This window comes from Tropicibacter sp. Alg240-R139, assembly GCF_900537075.1.
Lineage (GTDB): Bacteria > Pseudomonadota > Alphaproteobacteria > Rhodobacterales > Rhodobacteraceae > Falsiruegeria.
Genome location: NZ_UNRA01000001.1, coordinates 435,461 through 456,316, shown reverse-complemented (window position 1 = coordinate 456,316; position 20,856 = coordinate 435,461). Strand labels below are relative to the sequence as shown.

General features: G+C 55.3%; 18 protein-coding genes and 1 pseudogene. 15 read left to right on the top strand and 4 right to left on the bottom strand.

Annotation, left to right across the window (positions count from 1 at the left end; all coding sequences use genetic code 11):
- Positions 1-134: 134 nt before the first annotated feature.
- The 4 genes from G6R15_RS02225 to G6R15_RS02210 form a co-directional block, all read right to left on the bottom strand.
- Positions 135-947 (bottom strand): phosphosulfolactate synthase, encoded by an 813-nt coding sequence (locus G6R15_RS02225; RefSeq protein ID WP_164658154.1) that lies wholly within the window; start codon positions 945-947, stop codon positions 135-137.
- Positions 944-2,533, bottom strand: coding sequence for a tripartite tricarboxylate transporter permease (locus tag G6R15_RS02220; RefSeq protein ID WP_164658153.1), 1,590 nt, complete (start codon positions 2,531-2,533; stop codon positions 944-946). The genes G6R15_RS02225 and G6R15_RS02220 overlap by 4 nt, the downstream gene beginning before the upstream one ends.
- Positions 2,534-3,097 carry a hypothetical protein gene (locus tag G6R15_RS02215; RefSeq protein WP_164658152.1) on the bottom strand — a complete coding sequence of 188 codons (564 nt, stop codon included), beginning with the start codon at positions 3,095-3,097 and terminating at the stop codon, positions 2,534-2,536.
- Between the two features lie 67 nt (positions 3,098-3,164).
- On the bottom strand, positions 3,165-4,115 hold the full coding sequence (locus G6R15_RS02210) for a tripartite tricarboxylate transporter substrate binding protein (protein WP_164658151.1): 951 nt from the start codon (positions 4,113-4,115) through the stop codon (positions 3,165-3,167).
- 122 nt (positions 4,116-4,237) lie between these two features.
- On the opposite strand from G6R15_RS02210, the gene G6R15_RS02205 reads away from it, so the two are divergent.
- The 15 genes and pseudogenes from G6R15_RS02205 (at position 4,238) to G6R15_RS02135 (ending at position 20,437) form a co-directional block, all read left to right on the top strand.
- Positions 4,238-4,720 carry a MarR family winged helix-turn-helix transcriptional regulator gene (locus tag G6R15_RS02205; RefSeq protein WP_164658150.1) on the top strand — a complete coding sequence of 161 codons (483 nt, stop codon included), beginning with the start codon at positions 4,238-4,240 and terminating at the stop codon, positions 4,718-4,720.
- A complete protein-coding gene (locus tag G6R15_RS02200) occupies positions 4,717-6,156 on the top strand; it encodes a sulfatase-like hydrolase/transferase (protein ID WP_164658149.1) in 1,440 nt (479 codons plus the stop codon). Before G6R15_RS02205 ends, G6R15_RS02200 begins: the two co-directional genes overlap by 4 nt.
- Positions 6,156-7,004, top strand: coding sequence for an MBL fold metallo-hydrolase (locus G6R15_RS02195; RefSeq protein WP_164658148.1), 849 nt, complete (start codon positions 6,156-6,158; stop codon positions 7,002-7,004). The genes G6R15_RS02200 and G6R15_RS02195 overlap by 1 nt, the downstream gene beginning before the upstream one ends.
- 142 nt (positions 7,005-7,146) lie before the next feature.
- Positions 7,147-7,995 (top strand): fumarylacetoacetate hydrolase family protein, encoded by an 849-nt coding sequence (locus G6R15_RS02190; RefSeq protein ID WP_164658147.1) that lies wholly within the window; start codon positions 7,147-7,149, stop codon positions 7,993-7,995.
- Positions 7,996-8,296: 301 nt separating this feature from the next.
- Positions 8,297-9,376 carry an integrase family protein gene (locus G6R15_RS02185; RefSeq protein WP_164658146.1) on the top strand — a complete coding sequence of 360 codons (1,080 nt, stop codon included), beginning with the start codon at positions 8,297-8,299 and terminating at the stop codon, positions 9,374-9,376.
- 91 nt (positions 9,377-9,467) lie between these two features.
- On the top strand, positions 9,468-10,634 hold the full coding sequence (locus G6R15_RS02180) for a M20 aminoacylase family protein (RefSeq protein WP_164658145.1): 1,167 nt from the start codon (positions 9,468-9,470) through the stop codon (positions 10,632-10,634).
- A 447-nt stretch (positions 10,635-11,081) separates the two neighbouring features.
- Positions 11,082-11,451: pseudogene (locus G6R15_RS02175) on the top strand (IS5/IS1182 family transposase); the annotation flags it as partial.
- A gap of 67 nt (positions 11,452-11,518) precedes the next feature.
- Complete coding sequence (locus G6R15_RS02170; RefSeq protein WP_164658144.1) at positions 11,519-11,950, top strand: DUF3010 family protein; 432 nt, start codon at positions 11,519-11,521, stop codon at positions 11,948-11,950.
- Positions 11,951-12,013: 63 nt separating this feature from the next.
- Entirely contained in the window at positions 12,014-13,030 is a 1,017-nt protein-coding gene (locus G6R15_RS02165; RefSeq protein WP_164658143.1) for an LLM class flavin-dependent oxidoreductase, read from the top strand.
- Between the two features lie 190 nt (positions 13,031-13,220).
- Complete coding sequence (locus tag G6R15_RS02160; RefSeq protein ID WP_164658142.1) at positions 13,221-14,036, top strand: hypothetical protein; 816 nt, start codon at positions 13,221-13,223, stop codon at positions 14,034-14,036.
- 54 nt (positions 14,037-14,090) lie between these two features.
- The gene (locus G6R15_RS02155; protein WP_164658141.1) at positions 14,091-14,306 is read left to right on the top strand and encodes an AlpA family transcriptional regulator; all 216 of its coding nucleotides are present in this window, start codon (positions 14,091-14,093) and stop codon (positions 14,304-14,306) included.
- On the top strand, positions 14,306-16,171 hold the full coding sequence (locus G6R15_RS02150) for a hypothetical protein (RefSeq protein WP_164658140.1): 1,866 nt from the start codon (positions 14,306-14,308) through the stop codon (positions 16,169-16,171). The genes G6R15_RS02155 and G6R15_RS02150 overlap by 1 nt, the downstream gene beginning before the upstream one ends.
- Positions 16,172-17,101: 930 nt before the next feature.
- Positions 17,102-18,397, top strand: a complete 1,296-nt coding sequence (locus G6R15_RS02145) for a hypothetical protein (RefSeq protein WP_164658139.1) — start codon at positions 17,102-17,104, stop codon at positions 18,395-18,397.
- A 186-nt stretch (positions 18,398-18,583) separates the two neighbouring features.
- Positions 18,584-19,234 carry a hypothetical protein gene (locus G6R15_RS02140; RefSeq protein ID WP_164658138.1) on the top strand — a complete coding sequence of 217 codons (651 nt, stop codon included), beginning with the start codon at positions 18,584-18,586 and terminating at the stop codon, positions 19,232-19,234.
- 231 nt (positions 19,235-19,465) lie between these two features.
- Complete coding sequence (locus G6R15_RS02135) at positions 19,466-20,437, top strand: ornithine cyclodeaminase family protein (protein WP_164658137.1); 972 nt, start codon at positions 19,466-19,468, stop codon at positions 20,435-20,437.
- The last annotated feature ends 419 nt before the right edge of the window (positions 20,438-20,856 follow it).

The following is a 20,856-nucleotide window of genomic DNA, read 5'->3' as shown; positions in this document are numbered from 1 at the left end:
TGCGTCCTGCGGACGGCGGGGGCCAGGCTCATGCGGGCTTTGCCCGCATGAGCCTGGCCCAACGGGAGGATACGTTTCGCCAGAAACGTTGACGACGGGCGGGAGCGCTTCGAGGTTGGAGGGCGCCGAAAGCTTCAGGCACCGATACCGGCTAGCCGGAAAGCGCCATGAGCGTGCCGTGTGTCCCCGGCAACACCAAGGCGCAGGCATTCCAGCAGATAAATCTCGTCGTGCTCCAAATTGGCCAGGTTCACATCGGTGCCCAACGTCGCCACCATCTGCGAAGCGGTTTTGTGTTTGATCGACTTTGTGATGCCAGGAATAACGTCCACAGGCAGTTCAAAAATCAACACCTCTGGCGGGAAATTGTCAGCCAGTCGGCGGATCAACCCTTCACGCGCGCTGTCCCCATCAAACAGCTCGTTGGCCTCTAAATAGACCGAAGAGACGCCGGCATTCAGATAGGTTTCGACGTCTTCCATGATCTCATCATCAGTCATCTCACCTTCTTTGCGTCCAACTTCACCCAACACATCCAGACCATAGCTTTGCTTGGCGTGACGCACTGCATTGGTTTTGTCCATCGTGCTCAGCGGTTGAAGGTTTTCTGACACTTCGACAGAGGCGAAACCAACCTCGGCCATCTCGCGCAGCAACGCGTCAAACGTACCTTGTGCCAGTGCCAATTCAGTGAAAAGCCCACCGTTGGCGGTCGAAATATCAGCTGCTTTGTAGGCCGCCAGTTTCTGCATCAACAGCGCGCGTGGCATGAACCGTGGAATGCCGCCAGCTATCTTGGCCTTGTCCACCAGATGCCCCTGGCTGGTGATGATGTCAGTTTGGCTTGCCAAGGGAATGCCCCAATCAATCATCATCGTGACGCCCGTGCGTCGCGGTTTGGTGGCACGGTCAGGGACTGGGATTTGGTCAAAGGCAAGGTGCGTCATAGTTCTTGCTTCTTTCTGCGCGCGGAAAAGAGGATGATCGCGACCGAAGCTGCGATGAAAAGGATGGAAATGGGCGAGCCGAACAGGAACCAGGCGTCCCCGCCCGTGGCGGCAAAAGCCTGACGCGCACTTTCTTCAAGTTTGCCGCCTAGGATAAACGCGATCACGAAGGGCAGGGGCGATATCGCCAGCAGGCGCATCACGTAGCCTAGGGCGCCGAATCCAAGCGCGAACCAAATCGCTTCGATCCGGGCTTCCTGCACATAGATCGCGGTCAGGGTCAGAAGCAGAACGGTTGGCAACAGGATGTGCTTGGGAATGCGCACCATGATCCCCGTTGAGCGCATGAACAGCCCCCCAATGGTCCAGTTCAGAGCATTGGCGATGAACATCGCCGTGAACAGGCCAAATGCGATGACCAGTTCTGGGTTCACTACATCTTGGGTAAAGCGAAAGACCGATGGGCCCGGGTTGAAACCGCCGATGCTTTCAGCTGCAAGGATCAGAAACACGGCCGCCGCGTTACCTGGAATGCCCAAGCTGAGCACCGGGATCAGATTGGCGCCGGACACGGATGAGTTTGCGGCCTCGGTCGCGGCAATCCCTTCGGGCGCGCCGTCACCAAAGTCAGGTGCGCCCTCGGCTTTGGTGCGGGCATGACGGGCGCGGCCCACCGTGTAGCCCAAGGTCGCCGCCAGGGTCGATCCGATGCCGGGCAAGGCGCCAATCGCGGTTCCGATCAGGGCCGAGCGTCCGACGAAAGGCAGTAATCGACCAATCTCGGCGCGAGACAGCCTCTGGTTGCCCTCGTCTTGGAAACTAGGGCGGGTGCCACTGCTGCGTCGTTGGTGCCACAGATCGGTCATTTCCTTGAACACCGCGCCGATAATCAGAACTCCAAGAACCGAGGTGGCAATCGGAAAACCCTGGTTCAGTTGGTCGCTTCCCATCGACATGCGTGGATAGAAATCCTCTCCGGTGCCGATGTAGACGGCCAACAGGCCAAGCCCGGTGGACAGCACTCCCTTGGCGGGCGAACCGCCGATCACTGCACCAATAAAGCTGAGCGACAGGATCAGCAGGGCGGTTTTTTCGGGGAAATCCAGATAAGCCTCGACCAGCAGGGCCAGAAAAGGCGCGCAGATGATCAGCACAATGTCCGAGAATGTATCACCCGAGGCAGAGGCAAAATGCGCCACGCGCAAGGCCTTGCGGGCTTGTCCTTTCTGGGTCATCGGATAGCCATCGAGCGTGGTCATGTAGGCATCCGGCGTGCCAGGCGTGTTGAACAGGATGGCCGGAACTGCCCCACCAATTGTCGCCCCTTTCATCACGCCGATCAGGAACCCCATGACAGGCAACAGGGCGTCGGGCGTGTAGCCAAAGATCGAGATCAGAATGGGCAGCGCGATGGCCATGGCGATTGGCCCAGCCAGCCCTGGCGTGGCGCCAACCGCAATCCCGGTTAAAAACCCGAACAGGATCATCACTAGGGTTACAGAGATCGGCAGGCCAAATATCGAAAACAGCTCTGGCCCCTGAAAGACAGCCAGAATCCCCAACCAGATATAGTCCAGCGTTCCCATTCATACGTCTCCGTTGGGGGGTAGCAGCAGGTCGTCGAACGGCAAGTCGTAGATTGCGGCCATGACGCTGACCGAGATAAAGGCGATCATCAGTGTTTTGACCCGAAGCCGCCCCTCGACTAGCGATACCAGCATCGTGATCATCACCGTGCCACCCAGTAGGAAGCCGATGTATTTCCAGGGCGCCGTATCGCGTAGCAATCGGTACTCGGCCTCGCTTCCGCTGAGCAGGTTCCATAGCCCAACCGTTGCAGGCCCGGCGTAGCGCATCACCAGAATCGAGATGATGATCGAAGCGATCAGAGCCAGGCCAAAAAGCACATCCTGCGGCGAAACCTTGGGTTGATCGTCGGCGTTACGCTCGAACAGCACCAGCATGAGGCCACCAATGGCCAGGAAGCTGGCAGCAATCGTAGGGGCCAGGGCATCACCGATGGTGACTTGTCTGCGCACCTTTTCGATCAGGCCGGTTTGGGTGTCGAGCGGGATCCAGATAAAGATAACCAAAATGGCAAAGGCGATGGTTGCCGCACCCAGGATCAGGTTGCCGTTGGAATGGCGCATGGCTGTCCCCTTAGTCAGAAAAAGGCGGGACTGCCTAGGGCCAAGTCCCGCGCGAGTTTGGGGGGAGTTATTCTGATGCCGCGTCCATCAGGGTGCCGGCGTTGCTGTAGTCGTCAGACATCAATTGGGTCAGATCGTTCCCCATAATGGTGGCCGAACCGCCAAAGGCCTTCTTCACCAGACCACCCGCCTTCGAGCTTTCGTCGCTCACCACAGCAGCGATGGCCTCGGACAGGGCTTTGCGCGCGTCGTCGGGCATGCCAGCAGGGCCCACAAAGACAAAATAGCCGTCCGAGTCAAAGTCGACCCCAAGGTCGGCCATCGTCGGTGCGTCGGGTGTCTGTACCAGCGGCTGCGACAGGCCCGAGGCCAGGTTGACCAGATCGCCCGAAGCGACGCCCTTGGCCTGGATGCCGGCCATGAAACCTACGTCCAGGTCGCCAGCGGTCACGCCGTTCATCACGGCCTTGCCGCCCTTGACCTGCACGATGTTGAAATCGACGCCTTGCGCCTTGCCGAGCAGATAGGCCAGATCGGCCAGTTTGGGGCTCATGACGCCAAAGCGGATGTCCTGGCCGCCCTTGGCTGCAGCGATCATGTCTTCAAAGCTGGACCAGCCTTTGCCTGACGGGGCAACGATGCCCATCTGGAAGCCTGCAGTGGTGGTCAGACCGGTGAAATCCTCGGGCGACATGCCTGCATTTGCGGCGGCCATGTTGTAGCCAAAGGTTTCCGTCACGGCCAAGCCGATGGCGGTGCCGTCGTTGGGCTGGCCTTTCAGCGTGTTGGCCATGTTCAGGCCACCCTTGCCGGTGACCTGTTCGGGGATGAATTTCCATCCCATCTTTTCTTCCAGCGCTTCGGCGATCAGGCGGGCTTGTGTGTCTGCGCCGCCCCCCGCGCGAAACGCGATCATCAGTTTGATGGGGCCGGGTGGGGTCCAGTCCGCTGCCATGCCAGCGGTTGCAGATACGGCAAGGCCGATGGCGGCGATGGCCGCTTTCAGTGTGCGTTTCATGTGTTCCTCCCTGAACGTGTTGTTTTCATAAGCCTGCGTCAAAAAAGGTTGACTGGTCAACAAAAAAGTTGACGGATCAACTAAACGATGCCACGGTTACGGTAAGACAAGGGAGGTTTCGCATGTCAGCGGATCAGGTGACGGACACCGAATTTGACATTCCATTGCAGCAGATGGTGACGTTTCGCCTGAGCCGGGTTCACGCCAAGCTCAATGCGCAAGCTGCTAGAATCCTTAAGGAAACAGCGGGTATTTCGCTGTCGCAGTGGCGAATATTTGTGATGATTGAAAGCCACGGCAAGATCACCCCGGCGCAGATCGTCAAGCGCACGGACTTTGATAAAGGGCAGGTGAGCCGCACGGTCAAAGGCATGCTGCGCGAGGGGCTGATTTCGGTCGAGGGCAGCGAATCGGATCAACGCAGCCACACAGTAGAGTTCACCGACAACGGTTTCGCCATATTCCAGCAGGCACGTCCCGCCATGCGCGCGCGTCAGAATGCACTGCTGGGAAGCCTGACCGCCTCTGAGCGCCAAGTGATGTTCACAGCGATGGATAAGCTGGAGCTGGCAATGGAGCAGATTGAAGACGAGAGCCAGTCATGACAGGCAATCTGCTGGTGATCATGTCGGATGAGCATCAGGCTCGTGCTCTGGGGTGTGAGGGCCATCCGGTTGCAAAAACACCGCATCTGGACGCTTTGGCGGCGCGGGGAACAAGGTTCACTAACGCGTATACGCCATCGCCCATCTGTGTGCCCGCCCGAGCGAGCTTTGCTACAGGGCGATATGCTCATGAAACACGCCTGTGGGACAATGCCACGCCCTATGATGGCTCGATCCCTGGGTGGGGGCATGCCCTACAAGGCAAGGATGTCCCGGTCGAAAGTATCGGCAAGCTGCATTACCGCGCCGAAGAGGATGCGGCCGGTTTTGATACCGAACACATCCCGATGATGGTGGCCGGCGGCGTTGGTATGGTCTGGGCCTCGATCCGAAAGGAAGATGAACGGATCATGGGCAAGGGCCGGATGTTGGGTGACGACATCGGACCCGGGACCAGCAGATACACCGAATATGATGCAGCCGTGACAACGCGCACGGTTGAATGGTTGCAGGACCGTGCAGCCAGTAGCGATGACCGCCCATGGTGCCTCTATGTCGGGCTGGTGGCACCGCATTTTCCTTTGGTGGTTCCGCAAGAATTCTATGATCTTTATCCGCACGACCAACTGCCCGGTCCAAAGTTGAACCCGCGCGGCGGATATGTGCGCCACCCTTGGGTGGAAAAGCAAAACGCGTTCATGGACAGCGAGGCAAAGTTCAAGGACGAGAGCGAGCGCCTGACCGCAATAGCGTCCTACTACGGGCTGTGCAGTTGGTTGGATCATAACGTTGGTCAGATCATGGCGGGTCTGAAACAGGCGGGCTTTAAAGGCGACACCACGGTCATCTACACCTCGGATCATGGTGACAACGTGGGCGCGCGGGGTCTGTGGGGGAAATCCAACCTCTATCAGGAAAGTGCCGCCATCCCGATGATCATGGCGGGTCCAGGCGTGGGGCAAGGTATCTGCGATACACCGGTGAGCTTGCTGGATGTTTCCGCCACCATCGCGGACCACTTCGATGCGCCGCTCGAGGCATCGGATGGAGTGCGTTCGCTTTACAAAATCGTGTCTGAAGAACCCAAGCCAGAGCGTCCTGTCTTTTCGGAGTACCATGCAGCAGGCGCCGTGTCGGGTGCATTCTTGCTGCGAATTGGGCGATGGAAGTATCACCACTACATAGGCTTTTCGCCCGAGCTGTTTGACCTGAAGACTGACCCAGAAGAGCTCAACAACCTGGCGGACGACCCGGCCCATTCCGAAACTCTGATCAGGATGGAAACCGCTTTGCGCACGATTTGCGACCCGGATGCGGTCAATCAACAAGCCTTCGACGATCAGGCTGCCCTGATCGCCAGATACGGGGGCCGAGAGGCTGCCCTGAAACTTGGCGCGCCCGGTGCGACGCCACCCCCAAAGATGGAAGCAAACTGATGAAACTGACCATTCTTGGCTCGGGCTCTCCCGAAGCTTACGCCCGCCGTGCTTCGACCGGTTACCTGCTGGAAATCGGTGACGACAAGATCCTGTTCGACTGCGGTGGCGGGGTTTTCGACAACCTCGTGCGGTCGGGACGCTTGCCGAAAGATATAACGCATCTGTTTTTTACCCATCTGCACACCGACCACATGATGGATTACGCCCGCCTGGTGCATGCCGCCTGGGACGAGGGCGCGCCGCCGCTCAAGGTTTGGGGTCCGAGCCCGATTGCACGCATGACAGAAGGCTATTTTGGTCGCGATGGCGTGCTGTCACCCGACCTATACGCCCGCACTGAATTGGCTCCCAGCCAACAGGTCTGGGTCGCTCGCGGTGGCACTCTGCCGCGCGCCTGGCCTGCGCCTGAGGTAACCGAGATCAAGCCAGGTTTTTCTTATCAGGGACATGGGTGGGAGCTGAAAAGTTGCGAAGTGCCCCACGCCCAACCTGCATTCGACTGCATGGCCTTTTCGGTCGAGGCGGGCGGCAAGAAGTTCGTCTACTCCGGCGATGCCGGCATCTGTGATGCGCTGTCTGAACTGACGGCGGACGCAGATTTGCTGATCCACTGGTGCTATCGCTTATCGACCGATGATATCCATCCAGCGATCGCCGAATTCTCGCCCACCCCAGAACATATCGCCAAGATGGCGCAATCTGCCGGTGTCAAAGAGCTTCTGATCACCCACTTCCGTATTCATATGGACAGCGAAGACGGGCACTCCAGCGCCAATGACGAGCTGAAGGAGCATTTTGCAGGCCCGGCAAAGATTGTCGAAGATCTCGACGTTTTCGAGATCTGATCGACCAGATCGACCGCGCACTCCTATCTCCCCTCGACTCGCGGTCGGTGTTTTGCCTCCGCCTTTTGGACAGTCATTGACCTCGCATTCTGAGCGGTGATTATGCGGCCGTGCTAAGATCGGGATGAGGGGAGCAAACATCATGAAACTTTTGCGCTATGGAGGGGCCGGAGCCGAAAAGCCCGGATTGCTGGCCGATGATGGCACTATTCGCGATCTGTCTGCTCACGTGGGTGACATCTCGGGTGTCGCCTTGTCGGATACTGGATTAGAGCAGTTGCGCGCCATTGATCCCGATAGTCTGGCCGTGGTCGACGGTAGTCCACGCCTGGGTCCTTGTGTCGGTTCCATCGGCAAATACCTGTGCATCGGGTTGAACTATTCAGATCATGCTGCTGAGGCTGGATTGCCCATCCCCGAACATCCGATTCTGTTCATGAAGGCCAATTCGGCCATCGTCGGGCCCAATGATGATGTGGTGATGCCGCGCAGGTCAACCAAGACCGATTGGGAAATCGAACTGGGCGTCGTGATCGGGACCAAGGCAAAGTATGTCAGCGAAGGCGAAGCGCTGAACCACGTGGCGGGTTATTGCATCGTCAATGACGTCACTGAGCGGCATTTTCAGTTCGATCTGACAGGGCAATGGACCAAGGGCAAATCCTGCGACACCTTTGGACCTACCGGCCCTTGGCTTGTGACACGCGATGAAGTGCCGGACCCGCATGCCCTGTCGATGTATCTGGACGTCAACGGTCAGCGGATGCAGACCGGGAACACTGCGAAGATGATCTTTAACGTAGCGCAAATTATCTCGCACCTCAGTCAGTTGTTCACCCTGCATCCAGGGGATGTCATTTCAACCGGGACACCGCCGGGTGTTGGCATGGGGTTCAGACCCGATCCAGTGTACTTGAAAGCTGGCGATGTCATGGAGCTAGGGATCGACGGCCTAGGTCAGCAACGCCAGCTGGTTCGCGCCGACGACTAGCTATGTGGAAGTTGCTCTGAAATTTTCCGAGTAACTTCAATTCGCTGGCGATGTTTTTGCAGAGTAATGACCGGTTCTGCCCGGATCGCTATTTACCTCCCAGACCGGCTGTTTTACCAAACAAAAATTCTTGGCGGGTATGGTGAAATGGTATCATAAGAGCCTTCCAAACTCATGATTTGAGTTTCCCAGAACTTCTCTTTCATTCTTAGTCATTCTATTTGTTGACTTTTATATGCCATCCTGATGCACTGAGTTTCATCATTATTCAGTCAAAAACCGACAAAAAGCCGACAAAGATATGCCCAAGCTCTCCGAAACCATTGCGAAGAAACTGCCCCAGTCGAAAACCGGTACTGACAAGTATTGGGATGCCGAGATCAAGGGACTGGTGCTCTTTGTCGGAAAGCGTTCCAAGACCTGGTACTTCCAGAAGGATATAGGCGGGCAGACCAAACGCATTCTGATCGGGCGGTTTCCGATGATCTCGTCGCAAGCCGCCAGGCAAACGGCAATGGGTCTAGCGTTGGAAATGGGGCGCGGGGCAGGAAAGGTGGCTCAGATCGGGGCTCCGACGTTGGAGGCTGCCACGGAGGTCTACCTGGCGCGGCCCAAGCTGCGCTCCGAAGACTACAAACACTCAACGCGTCTCGCGCTGGACAAACACCTCAAGGATTGGATGCGTTTGCCTTTGGATGAGATCACTAAGGCCATGGTGGTCCGGCGACATCAGGAGATGGCCAGAACACCTTCAGGGGCCAATCATACACTTCGGCATTTCAGGTCCATCTACAATCATGCCAAGCGAACCTATGATCTGCCGGAATGCCCAACGCTAGCCATCGAATGGTATGAAGAAAAACCTGACGGCAGGATTATCGAAGATCTTCAGGAATGGCGACAGGACGTGGACGGCCTTCAGAATCAGATCCACAAGGTGTTCTACGAGCTTCTTCTATTCACGGGTCTTCGAAAAACCGAGGCACTCACTTTGCAATGGAAGCAGATCGAGGAAGATCGCATTCACTTGCCGGTAACGAAGAATGGCCGGAGCTTCGATCTGCCAATTGTCCAAGTACACCACGAAATCCTGGCCCCGATGCGGGCGCTGAGCCGTACCTGGGTCTTCCCGTCACCCAAATCCGCCAAGGGCTATGTTACCGGGCCAGAAAAGCTGAAGTGGAGCCCACACGCCCATCGACGGACCTTTGCCACCGTCGCGATGGAGGCAGGCGTGCTGGAGGAGATCGTCGGTCGGTTACTCAATCACACACCGCTGTCGATCACCGGGCAGAGATATGCAAGGCCCTCGCTCGATGCGCTTAGGCCGTCGATGGAGATCGTGTGCAACGAGATTTCGGCTCGGATCTGGGCTCAATGAAACATCTTAACTGGCGGAGTTGGCATATCCTGTTGCGGGCGCGGAGACCGGTCTTCATAATCTGAGCGACCGACAAAGAGAGGAGCAACTCATGCCCGCCCGAAACCGCTTTGCCGAACTGCTCTCTGAGATCACTGAATGGCGGCGGGACATTCATGCCCACCCTGAGCTGCGGTTCGAGGAACACCGCACCGGGGCCAAGGTTGCCGAATTGCTTACCGGTTTCGGCTGTGACGAGGTGGTCACGGGCTTCGGTCGGACCGGAGTTGTTGGCGTGATTCATGGACGTGCGCGGGGGTCGGGCAAAGTGATCGGGTTCCGCGCGGATATGGACGCGCTGCCCATTCCCGAAGCCACTGGTCTACCCCACGCTTCGACCCATCCCGGTGTTATGCATGCCTGCGGCCATGATGGCCATTCAGCGATGCTCTTGGGCGCGGCGAAATATCTGGCTGAAACCCGCAATTTCGACGGCTCTGTGGTTCTGATCTTTCAGCCTGCCGAGGAAGGCAGCGGTGGCGCTCGCGCAATGCTGGAGGATGGGCTGATGACCCGCTGGGACATTCAGGAGGTATATGGAATGCACAACTGGCCGGGGATACCGGCAGGTCAGTTTGCCGTGCGAGATGGTCCGCAGATGGCCGCCACGGCGTTTTTTGAACTCACTATCAAAGGCCAAGGCGGGCATGCAGCTCTGCCTCACAAGGCTGTGGATACAACCGTGGCTGTTGCCCATGTGGTCGTGGCTCTGCAAACCATTGCAGCGCGGAATATCGACCCACTGAAGTCCGTGGTTGTGTCCACCTGCGGGCTGCGCAGCGACAGCAATACCTACAATGTCATCCCGGATGAGATTAAATTGCGCGGCACTGTGCGCTACTTTGACCCTGGGGTACATGAGATGGTTCAAAAGCGTCTGCGCGAGATTGCCGAACTGACGGCGCAAGCCCACGGTGCCAACGCCCATCTGGACTACAACCCGCGCGTGCCACCCACCGTAAATGACCCAGAGGCTGCCGCGTGCGCTGCAGAGGTTGCGAAGGTGATCTCCGGCGATGTAATCCGCGACTTCGATCCAGTCATGCCGGGCGAAGACTTCTCCGAAATGCTGGCCGTACGCCCTGGCGCATATCTCTTCATCGGCAATGGCGACAGTGCCGACCTTCACAATCCGGCCTATGAGTTCAACGATGAGCTAATCCCGGTGGGCTGTAGCTGGTACGCGGAAATGGCAGAACGGCGCATGCCGCTGGGATAAGGTGCCCGGTTGCGCCAGGACGTCTCCAGTTTTTGGACAAAAACGTCATCTATGCCCGTCCTGACTTATTCACAGAGGCATGATACCGATCAAAGTAACGTCCATTGGCAGGTGTTGAACTGCGTCTTGTGGAGCTTGTCGGATTTCTCGTAGCGCTTGGCGTACTTTTCCTGGCTGGGTTGGTCACCGATGAGCTCGGTCGCGTCACTCGTTTGCCAAGGGTCACATTACTTTTGTTGCTTGGCATCGCGGCGGGAAATTCTGGTTTCAGATTGGTGCCCGACGCTGTTTCTCAATGGTTTGACGAATTGTCGATTGTGGCCCTGACAATGGTGGCCTTTCTTCTAGGGGGGGCGTTGTCCCGAAGTAATCTCCTGCGACAGGCGCTTGGCCCCAAAGCTGGATTGTCATTGGTGCAATCAGCATGTCTTTCTTGCCACTGGGTTTGTGGGCCGTCCTGGCCTGCCAATACGAACGGGGATCACGCCGGGCCAAACGTCGGATTATCTCGGCTTCGATTTGGTCATGGAGACCAATCTGCCCGAGCCCAAAGTACTGCTCGCGGATCGTGGCGATGACGCTGATAACCATGGAGCGACGCGATATTCTAACGCAAATTCCAATGCGTAAGACCCGCAAGATGGGCGTCGGCGTTAATCAAACGCTTTACCGGCTACGAAACATGGTCCAACGTTGCTTCAACAAGCTGAAAAATGCCCGCCGCGTCGCAACCCGCTTCGACAAAACCGCCAAGAGCTATCTGGGCTTCATCGACATCACCTCAATCCGCCTATGGCTCCGCCGTTTGTCAACATGACCTAAGATCTGGGTTTTCAGGTCAGAAGAGACTTTAACGTGGATTTATCGCACGAAGGAAAATTCTCATGAATGTATGCGGATGTGAGATATCGGCAAAGGAGGTTCGGCTTGTTGTTGTCCACCTAAATGATGAAGACAACATTGAGATGCTTCGGCCGAAGACCACGAGAATAGAGCTCGAAGATGACACGTCTGAAGCCGATCTGCGATCATTCCTGGCGGCGCTCCATGAGTTTTCCCGCGAAAACGAAATTGATACCTTTGTGATCAAAACGCGAGCCAAGAAGGGTCGAATGGCTGGTGGAGCCGTTTCCTTCAAAATCGAAACTCTGATCCAGCTCGTAGAAGGATGCCAAACCAGTTTCGTCAGTCCGGCGGCGCTTTCTCATTTTGCCAAGAAGAAAGTTGAAGAGTACCCAGAGAATCTGCCTGTCTATTTGAAGAACGCTTATCTTTCAGGCGCTTATGCCTTGTCTAAGGACTTGGCCAATAGTTAAGCGAGCTGGTGGCGATTAGCCCGCTCAAACACGCGTAGGTGCTCAAGAAGCAAGGAGCCAAAGTTGCATCATTTTTCTTTACTTGATTTGTCACCGATCCCGGAAGGCGGAACCGTCGCTGACGCCCTAAGAAATACAATCGACTTGGCGTGCCACGCGGAGGCAAGCGGCTATCATCGTTACTGGCTGGCCGAGCACCACAATATGCCGGGCATCGCCAGTGCAGCAACGGCGGTCGTGATAGGAGCCGTCGCGTCGGCCACCAAGACCCTCCGTGTTGGTGCCGGGGGTATCATGCTGCCAAACCATGCGCCTCTGGTAGTTGCCGAACAGTTCGGCACGCTTGCCACACTTTATCCGGAGCGAATTGATCTTGGACTTGGCCGTGCTCCGGGCACCGACGGGGCGACAGCGCAGGCCCTCAGACGGCACATGGAAGCCAACGACAACTTTCCGCAGGACGTAGTGGAACTCTTGGGGTATCTTGAAGACGCTTCAGACGAGGCGCGAATTCGGGCAGTCCCCGGACAAGGGACCCATGTTCCGGTTTGGATACTCGGTTCCAGCCTTTATGGCGCGCAGCTCGCCGCCTATCTCGGGTTGCCTTACGCGTTTGCCTCGCATTTCGCGCCCGCAATGCTTGAGGACGCGATCGCGACCTACAGATCGACGTTCCAGCCATCTAAGTGGCTTGCGAAACCGTACTTCATGCTGGCCGCCGGGGTCTGTGCAGCGGGGACTGATGATGAAGCACGGTATCTGCGATCATCTCAGTTGCTTGCCTTCGCTCGTTTACGGACAGGGCGTCCGGGCAAACTTCCCCTCCCGGTCGAGGATCTGTCAGCGGAGATTTCAGCGCCAGTCCTCACGCAGGTGGAACAAGCTCTTTCCTGTTCGGCAACCGGCAGCCCTGAAACGGTTCAGATTGAACTTGCGCGTTTGATTGAGCGATACCAGCCCGAGGAATTGATGGTGACCGGGATGATCCACGATCACGCCGCCAGGTTAAGATCTTTTAAAATAGCCGCAGAGGCGCTGAGCGACATCGTGAAGTCATCAAGGCCAACTAGGCGCTCGTGAAAAAAATGCCTGGCAAGCAACTAGTTTCATTAACAGTTCAAAACATGTGGCAAAGCCGAGAAATGGCGTTGGAACGAAGATCCGTTGTAGTGCCGGGGTTATCGCATGACGAATTTCAGCTAAGTTAGGCTCCTATCCGCCGCGCTCGACTTGCGCATGTTTGCGGTTTCTGTCGTGGCATGGAAAGGCGGTGACGTACGATCAGCGGTTGGAAATTGCCTCAGATCGCATAAAAGGTGAAGCTGGGATGGAGGATTTCAGGCAGGAGTTGAGCGTGCGGGACCACTTTCGGAAGAAGAAAATCCACGAACGGAGAAGCTGGGATTGGGACACCGAAGAAGCCCGGCGAATGCACAACGATGTGACGAACATTATTGAGCTGCATTTTTCAAAGTTCGGCCCGCACAAATTCTCTAGTATGACGAGCTATTTTCTGGCTGTGTACGAAGTTGGACTGGCTGAAGTATGGTGCCGCGAAGAGGAACGAAAGAAGTTAGCGAAAATTAGTCACCAAATTCGAAAACTGGCTGAAACGTTCAATTCAATCCACTGGGTGCTTCAGATGGAAATGGAGATGAACGCTACTTTGCCTCTGAAAGTAGTGCGAGGCAAATACGTTCCAAGCAAATATCACGAAGAATATTCGGTTGAAGAAAATGATTTTCCTCCGAAAGTCGCATCGAGGTCGCTTGAGTTGTTGAGTAAAAGTTTCGAGCACCTTCTTCCCGCCATCGAAAAGACGTCCTTGGAATTGCCCGAAGGCATTCAATACAAAAAGCGAGCAATCGAAGCTTGGCGATTGGTTGAAGCGGCAGCAGCAATCTGCAGAAGTCGACCGGGTACAATAAATGTTCCCAAATCTCTCAATCCCACAAGTCCTTTCCACAAATTGCTGGAAGACCTATTCGACCTGTTCGAGATCACCACCACCCCGGAAGGGGCGTTTAGTGGCTGGTACAGCTTCGTGGATAACAACAGAGAAGGTTTGGATTTGCTACCGATGTGATAATTCTAGCGCTCCTTCATGGTCGTTTCAGGACATTCATGAAGGAGCACGAATATGGACAATGTGGACCTCACAGCCGGAGAGGCGGCTGAATACCTGGGTCTCAGCGAAAGCTACCTGGCCAAACTGAGAATGGGCACTGGGCTACAAGTCGGACCCAGCTATCTGAAAGTCGGTTTGCGTGCCGTGCGGTATCGGCGGGCGGATCTCGACGCTTGGATGGACTCGAAATCCTGTGGTCAACATGTGGCAACCAGGAGCCTTCGGTAATGGCGCAGGAAAAATCGAAGAACCATATCGGCACGGGGTTCAATCCAGAAATGGATCATGAATTCAAAGTTCACATGGACCCGATACGCAAAGTTATTGAAGAAGCAGAGCCTATTCTCCCAAGTGATGTGGTTGAAGTGCAGCCCTTGCTTGTTGCACATGAAAGCCGTGATCTACTTGGTCAACCCGAGACCCAAAGGGTCGAGGTAACGGTCGCTGACGCGCCGCAACCAATTGTTCCACTGGGTCACAATGGCGGCCAATATTATTTCATACCGCCCTGCGGCCAACTCAGAAGAATGACGGCTGAGGCGCTGGAGGCTGGGCGAGGCGTGCGTTCTTTGTTTGCAGGCAGTGGCCCAGAAGTCGACAAATGGTGTCACTCAGAATTCCCGATCAGGGACAACGGGTGGTGCCATAAACAAGCCGGTTTGTGGATCATAGAAAGGTGTAACGCCAAAGGTGTGTTTGACCCGAGCAGCGCCGATTTGCGTTCAATCGGTGTGTGGCGGGACGAAGGCGACTGTGCAGTCGCGCATTGCGGAGATCAGCTTGCCCTTCCAGGTGGCCAGTTTTTTCCGGTTGCTACCCATTACCCAAAACACATCACAGTTGGGGCCAGGCCGATTGTGAAGCCGGACTTTGCTTCATTGCCTTTTGATGGCCTGAAGAATGTCTGGCATGAAATTGAGCGCCTTTGGGGCTGGCAGAGAGAAGTAGACCCAATAATTTGGTTCGGGTGGGTTGCGGCCGCTAGCCTTGGTGGCTTCCCGGAATGGAGGTCGCATCTATATGTCCACGGCAGCCGTGGAAGCGGTAAGTCCAAGTTGATCGAACTGGCAGCTTGTCTGCTGGGCGATCTCTCTGGCGACGTTGTTAATGATGCGACCGAAGCTGGGCTTCGACAGTCACGCAACAACCAGGCGCGACCGCTGCTTATCGACGAGTTTGAGCCGGACGATAATCCGCGCAATTCTTCGCGGCAGGACAACATGCTGGCATTGTTCCGCCGGATGTCCGGCGGCGGCGGTGGGCGCATATCTCGCGGCGGTTCGGATCATTCGCCAGTGTCCTTTCGGATGCTTGGATCGGCCTATGTCACGTCGATCAATCATATTCACCTGGAACCGCAAGACAGGTCCAGGTTTGCGGTAATGGAGTTGCGACCGCTACCGCGCTGTAACGATCCTATGGCGGCGGCCAGAGATCTGGGACGATTGTTTTCGGTGTGCAAGGATCTGTCTGCGAGGTTTCGTGGCAGAATGCTCCATCAAAGCGAGCGGTGGGACAAAACTCATGGGGTCATTGCTGCCAAAGCTCAGAGTATTGGGGCCGACGCACGCCAAGCAGCTACGGCCGCGACCACATTGGCTGGGTTCGACTTGGCTCTATTTGATGGGGAAATTGACCGTCTCCGGTTGGATGACTTGCAAGCTCCTATGGAAGCATTGATCAACGACTCTGCTGAGGCCGACGAGGGATCAGAAGGACGCGACGTGCTGGACCAGTTGCTGAGCGCATCGCTGTCGTTAGACCACGGGATCAAAAGGACAATCCGCGAGTTGATTATCTCGGCGGTGAGCGAGGAACCGTTGTATGGCGTGGACGACGCCGAAGGGGCTCTCAGACGCCATGGGATCTATCTCTATGGCGTCGGGCGATACTTAGCGCTGCGGACCGGAAAATCCACACCTACAGCCAAACTGTATGCTGATACGAAGTGGCGCAACGGAGCCCATGCCTCGGCACTACAAAAACTCGACGGTGTTGAACGCCCCAAAAGCGCCATCAGGTTTTCTCCAAATGAGCAACATCGCGTCGTCCTGGTCCCATTCGCGTGCCTTGGGTTAGAGGAGGCCGGTTAAGCGTAGTGCCGTCCAGCGGTGACAGAAGATGTCCCAGGTAAGTTTCTGAGAGAAAATGAAAATCACGACCTGGGACATCTGCGACGCACCGCGCAGCACATCCACATACAAATCCAACGAAGGAGATTACCCAATGTCTTTACTCTGACGATCTGTTGGGTGTTGCAAAGGTGAAAACACCAAGTTTGCCAGCGGCTTAAGTGGGACAGATGAATGTCCCAACGGTGTCGCGGCTGTAGCCAGAACGGGGCATGATCCAGCCCCGTGGACGCTACACACTGTGTCCAAGCTTTTATAGCTATTCCCTTATATGCCGCCGGAACCATCCCTCACTGATCCAAGTTGGTTTGGAAAGCTTAATGCTAAGCGCCAGGTTTGATGACGATGTTGGCTTTTGGGCTCAAGGTTAACAAAATGGCGAAAGTTGCCTTGAACCCAAAATCTAAGAGAAGGTGCCAAAAAATGCTAAGTTGTTTGGCCAATGGCCTGACGCTTGCAAATTGGAAATGGTTGTGGGTGGGGAGGGGGGGCAAATCCCTCAAGTTGACGATGAGCCAAACCCGTCTCTCCTCGCACGCGCAGATTTTTTTTCCCGTAGATCGCGATTTTCACGATGGACATTGCTTCGCACTGCCTAAGGCATCGATCTAACAATTGGTTTGTGCTGCGCACAAAGTTTTCAAATTTAATTACTTAAAAACATAATGTTGAAAGGATTTATTTGGCTGATGTGAGGCCGATTTGAAATGGCTTGGAATTGGGTCTTAAGGCCGAGCTGTTGAAATCATTTTTCCCTGAGTTTGGGGAGCCGATCTGGTTTTTCAGTGTTCCAAAATTTTCGTCATAGCATTCCAATAAGCTGTTTATGTGCCCACTCATAGAGGAATCTTTTGGACAACCAAACCAAACCGCCAACGCATGAGGGAATTTATGTTTGACCGCAGTACAGAAATCAGCAGGGCTGAACTCTTTGAAAAGGCTTGGTCGACCCCTTTGAGGACGCTGGCCAGCGAGTTTGGGCTGTCTGACCGAGGCCTCGCAAAGATCTGCGCCAAGCATTTCATTCCTACCCCACCAAGGGGGTATTGGGCAAAGGTTTCGGCTGGGCAGGAAATGGCTAAGCCGCGGTTGCCTGAAGTTGGCGACAGTTCACTAAACATTGTGCGCATCCCCAAACATATTCGACATTCCCTGCATTCCAGGGCGGCACAAGGTGGCGGTCGGTCTTTAATCGAAAATACACTGACGATAACCGCTGAACTCTTTCTCGATCCTGAACGACAGGCAGTTAGGAGGCCTCATCACTCCATCAAATCCGTCGTAAGTGTCTTGAGAGAAATCCATCCAGACGTATCGATGGGATTTCGGGCTAAGGATGTTTCACACTGCGGGATCGAGGTTAACTTTCGTAGCATCGAAAGAGTGGTCTACATACTTGATCGTCTTTCACACACCATGGAATTGGTCGGCCTTCTACCGCATACAGATGGTGAGAAATTGTATGTTTCCAAAGGCGATGAACGGCTCTCGTACACCATAGTAGAACGCGTGAAACGCCAGAAGCATTTGCCATCGCCAAAGGAGCTAGAGGATGAACGGGTGGCATACGCCAATTTCCGACTAAAATGGGACAAAGGTATGGCAGAGAGGCTTGGTATTACCTTCAAGAAACCATGGCCCGAATACGATTCCGTCTGTACGGGAGAACTTGTGCTCTCAGTCGATGGGTACAGGGAAGATCCTCGCAAAACTTGGGGTGACGGAAAAATTCAACGTGTCGAGAGGTTCGTCCCCAAGATTGTAGCGGGAATTGACGCAATATTCTTAGCTAGGGTTGCTCGCCGAGAAGATCAGAAGAAGCTGGAAGAAGAACGGCTAGCACTTGAACGACGGCATCAACTCGCTGACGCCCGCCGAGAACGAGAAGCAAACCGGATCAAGTATCTCCGGAAGCTGCTGGCCTACCACAACGAGGCTTCAGAGATTCGGCATTGGTTAACGTTGATCCAGTCTGAAGGCCATCCATCGACAGGAACAGAACTTGAGCGGATGCTGATCTGGGCTCGTTCGCGTGTCGAAGAACTGGATCAATTTACAAAAGTTGACGTAGGGAAGGCGCGGTTCGAAGGTTGTCCGCTCTTTCCAGTCGAAGACGAGCTATATGACCCGCTCGGTGACCCACCGGAACGCCCTTGGCCAGTTTTGCAGCCGCTGGTTCGAAATTGATCAAGGCCCGCCCCGAGAAAAAAGCCCGGTTGATGCTTGGGATATGAACTTGGCTTGACGGTTTCCTTCGAACCACAAGCGTGGGATTGGGAAACCGGAAACTTTTTTGGATGAGAAAATGGTCGGTTCCTTGGTGACGCACGCCTACTAATTCCAATTTTATTGCCCGACCCAGGAAGGCTTCTGATGATTATCCGCACTCTTCGATTTTCGGCAAAGTCCGTGTTTGCTTTGCTGCTTGTTGCTTCGATCGCGTTGAACATTGCCACCGTGACCATAAGCGGTGTGTATTCGGCGGTTTCTGGTGCCGCATCTGCAGTGGGTCTCAGTACGGTTGCGGCCAGAGAGGTCGGCGAGAAGCTGACGAGACGAAAAGCAGCACAGAAGGCGGTGAGGCGAACCTCAAGCCGAGTGACTCAAAGAATGGCGAAAGGAGCAGCAAGGAACACAGCAACTGCCTTTGGAGAAGCGATTCCACTGATCGGTGTTGCGGTGATCGCTGGCGGCCTTGCGTTGGAAGTCCAGGATGCGTGTGACACGGCGAGGGACATGGCGGGGCTAGAAGGTGTGATCTCTGATCCGGACAACCCTGAAGAAGCTCAAAAGAAGGCCATGGAAGAATTCGAGTGCAGCGAACTGATCCCAGAGGCAGAAGGCTTACCAAGTATTGAAGACATTTGGGGAGGGATGCTTTCGGCGCCAGGGAAAGCCTGGGATGCGGCGGCCGAGTACGTCGACGAACTACCTGAAATCGACCTCTCTGGATACACAGAGCAACTTGTCATCGCGGCAGGGAAGAGGATGGAGGGTTTCTTGGATTGGTGGTCGGGGGAATAGTCAGGAATGCCTGACCTAAGAAAGTATGGCTGGTTGCCAGGCTAGCTTTTCTTGTGGATTTCATTGAGCAGTAGAACAGCTTGAAACCGCAAACCAGAATTGCATAGCCAATGAACGCTTCTTTTGGGGTGTCTTGCGGGCGCTGCCTATGGAACATTGATGCGAGGTTTGGAAATGCTTCAGTACCGTATCTGATGTGCCAAACTAAGATAATAGGGGAATGACGTTTTGATGCACAAAGGCGAAGATTTCATCTTTTTGTCAGACGAAATGCTTAAGGCGTTGAACATCGCTCCGTCTGAAGTTGCCGATGCCATCGAGGAAGCGCTGATCGCAAAGGCCCAAGGGCTGCTTCACACTTCACCCAAAACAGCTATCCTGCCGGGTCGTGGCCGATACATGATGTCAACGCTGGCGGTTGGGGATGATGGCTTCATCGTGGTGAAGCAGGTCAGCGTCTGTCCCGAAAACCCCGAACGGGGCCTTCCGGCTATCAACGGTGCCATCATGGTACTGGATGCCGAAACTGGCCTTCTCCGTGCTATCGTCGGGGCGAATTGGATCACCGCGATACGTACTGCTGCATTGTCGGCTGTCGCAGCTCGTCGGTTAGCTGATCCAGATTCCGAGACTTTGGTCTTTGTGGGAAGCGGCGTGCAGGCACACTCACACCTTGCCGCATTTTCGGAGTTGTTCCCCTTGAAGCGGATTCGTGTGCTGGGCCGTGGACAGGCGAACATCGACAAGCTGTGTAACAAGGCGCGGGAAATGGGATATGAAGCTGAAGGCAGCGCGACTGCAGAAGACACTTTGCGGGGTGCCGATCTTGTCGTTTCATCAGTGAATTTGGACTATTCGATTAAGCCCTTTCTGGATGCAAATTGGTTAAAACCAAGCGCGTTTGCCGCAATAACCGATGCTTGTATCCCCTGGCTTCCGGCAAGTCTGGAGGCCTTCAAGACTGTGATTGTGGATGACTTGAAGCAGGAATCTGAAAGCGAAAAACCAATGCTTCCTTACGAGCAAATAACCACCGATTTGACCGGGTTGGTCTCCGGGGATGTTGCCGAGGGCAGTCTTGGAGCGCCGACTGCTTTTGCGTTCCGAGGGATAGCACTTGGGGATTATGCTGCAGCAGTATTGGCCGTTCAGCGGGCTGAGGCCGCTGGCGTTGGAAAGAGCGCCGAGAAAATCGACATATGAATGGAGTTGGCGGACGGCGTTTGCCGTTCGCCAATTCACACCGGACCTACGATCGCGCCGCAGCGGTGGTTCGGATTGAGCCCAAAGCCGAAGTGCTCCTCCGCTGACGCTCGCTTATGCAGCAATACGAACACTAAAACTGTAAACAGCGCCGCAAAGAGGAAAGCGGCCGTTCATCCACAGCGCAGCAAGATTTGGGACGTCAATTTCTGCTATGCGGGACAATCTCGCCGTTAGCAGCGGCGCAGTATTGGTGGTTGCTTTGAACTTCGGCTATTGCCATTGAAGCTTGTCCATCTGGCAAGGTTGCCGAAATCACAATCGGCTCGCACCGCGACAAAAAAACACTTGTGAGCCAAAGACCTACCGTTGTTAGCAAACAAAAAGAGACAGCATCTGGCAAACTCTAAGCCAAAGGT